The following is a 2,034-nucleotide window of genomic DNA, read 5'->3' as shown; positions in this document are numbered from 1 at the left end:
GGACTGGGCGACAAAGACGATCAGCGAGGGCGAAGAGATGCTCAAAGACGTCTATGACGCAAGCAAGCCCGGCAAGCTGACGTCGTACGGCAAGGCCCAGCTGGCGTGCGGGACTGGCGTTTTCGATTCAGAGTGGATTATACTCGTCGAAGGCAGGGCAGACGTCATCAACCTGCTGAGGGCGGGCTATGACAACGCAATAGCCATCGAGGGCGCCAAGATCGACGAGACTGTCGTGAAGCTGTCGGAGGGCAAGAAGGTGATAGCCTTCCTTGACGGCGACAGAGCAGGCGACCTTATACTGAAAGAGCTGGCAGGCGTCGTCAAGATCGACAAGGTGTTGAGGGCGCCGACAGGCAGGGAAGTGGAAGAATGCACGCCGCTAGAGATATCCGAGATATTGAAAGATGCATACTCGTCAGAAGTCAAGCCTGAAGAACGGCCGCCTGCGCCCATGCAGGAAGAGCGCAACCACGGCCGCGACCGGGGCGGATACCGCGACAACGACCGCGGAGGCTACCGTGGACGCGACAGGGGCGGGTACAGGGACCGCGGAGGCTACCGTGGACGCGACAGGGGAGATCGAGATTACCGCGACCGTGACCGCAACGACTACCAGCAGCGGGACCAGAACCAAGAGTCTTACGCTCCTGCGCCAGCAGCTTCTGCGACTGCAGAGCCGGCGCCGACTCCTGGCGTCCCGTCTACTGCGGCCGCAAACGACGCGCCAGAAGTCCTGACGGCAATCCGGGACGTCTATCCGCAGATAAACGAGACTCTGGAGGCGGTGATACTTGACGGCTCTATGAAGCACCTGCTCAAGGTGCCGGTGTCAGAAGTGATCAAGAGGCTTGACTCTGCAGAAGGGGCCAAGTACCTCGTCATCGACGGCATCGTCACCCAGAGGCTCGTCGACGCGGCGGGCAAGGCAGGCATCGAGTACATCGTCGGGCACAGGACGACCGACGTGAAAAAGTCAGCCGAAGTCAAGGTCAGAACCTTTGGAGACGTGGGCATCTCGAACTAAATGCCAGAAATAAAACTCCAACACATACTGACTATGCTGCAGCTCCTGTCAAAGGGAGCGCGCCACAATTTTATCGAAGTGACCACTTCGGACCTTGGCAAGGACATCGCCCGGTCGCAGCAGGCCGCCTCCAAGCATCTTTTGGACCTTGAAACCTCGGGCTATATCGAGCGGGCGCGCCGTGGCCAGAAATTCGCGGTGCGCATCACCGACAAGGGCTATTCCGAGATACAGAGCCTGTTTGCGTCGCTAAAGTCGGCAATCGAGTCGGCTCCTGCAGTCATCGACTTTGAGGGCAGCGTCGTCTCGGGCATGGGGGAGGGCGCCTACTACATGTCCCTTGAGGGCTACAAAAAACAGTTCAGGGAAAAACTGGGTTACGAGCCGTACCCCGGGACGCTCAACATCCGGCTGACTGATCAGCTGTTCATGAACGCCCGGCGCGAGCTCGGCAGCCACCCGTCGATATTCGTTGACGGCTTTGGCGACGGCACGCGCACGTACGGGTGGGTAAAGTGCTACCGCGCCACGATAAACGGCACCGTGGACAATGCCGCCGTCCTGGTGCTGGAGCGCACGCACTATGACGATAGCATGCTTGAAGTCATCGCGCCAATGTCGATAAAGGACGCGGCCGGGATAAAGAACGGCGACAGGGTAAAGGTGCAGGTGCACATTCAGATGCCATAGATGGCGTCGCCAAGCTCTTCTTTTATCTTGGAGCTCTTTGACCCCGGTATCGGCGTCGAAAGCCTTACCACCTGCACGTTGAGGTCGCGCTTTTTGCAGTTCTCTGCCACGTCCTTTTCGCTGTGGGCCTGGTCGTAGCCAAGCGCTATCACGTCAGGCTTGACATACTCGACCGTGTCATAGAGCGTGCCTTCCCTGCCGATGAGCACCAGGTCGACGAAATTCAGAGACGACACCAGCTCTTTTCGAAGGCCTTCGTCGTGGTATATCTTTCTGTCTTTTTTGATCTTTTGCGCGGTGGCCGTCCTTGCGATTAT

The 2,034-nt window shown here is 58.4% G+C and carries 2 protein-coding genes and 1 pseudogene; 2 read left to right on the top strand and 1 reads right to left on the bottom strand.

Translation table 11 applies throughout. The features are described from left to right. Positions 1-1,027 (top strand): toprim domain-containing protein (locus ACREAY_RS11535; RefSeq protein WP_431755916.1); only part of this gene is annotated, 1,027 nt, incomplete at its 5' end. A 33-nt stretch (positions 1,028-1,060) separates the two neighbouring features. Beyond that, entirely contained in the window at positions 1,061-1,717 is a 657-nt protein-coding gene (locus ACREAY_RS11530; RefSeq protein WP_431755915.1) for a DUF120 domain-containing protein, read from the top strand. On the opposite strand, the pseudogene ACREAY_RS11525 reads toward ACREAY_RS11530, so the two are convergent. Beyond that, positions 1,705-2,034, bottom strand: a pseudogene (locus tag ACREAY_RS11525) (adenylyltransferase/cytidyltransferase family protein); the annotation flags it as partial. The gene ACREAY_RS11530 and the pseudogene ACREAY_RS11525 overlap by 13 nt on opposite strands.

The sequence above is a fragment of the Nitrososphaera sp. genome (assembly GCF_050748925.1).
In the GTDB taxonomy this organism is placed as follows: Archaea; Thermoproteota; Nitrososphaeria; order Nitrososphaerales; family Nitrososphaeraceae; genus Nitrososphaera.
The sequence above is the reverse complement of the archived record's forward strand: the minus strand, read 5'-3'. Positions and strand labels throughout refer to the sequence as shown.

What these genes read in the sequence shown, in the direction of transcription:
- ACREAY_RS11530 (WP_431755915.1), top strand. Translation starts at nt 1,061, where the DNA reads ATGCTGCAGCTCCTGTCAAAGGGAGCGCGCCACAATTTTATCGAAGTG.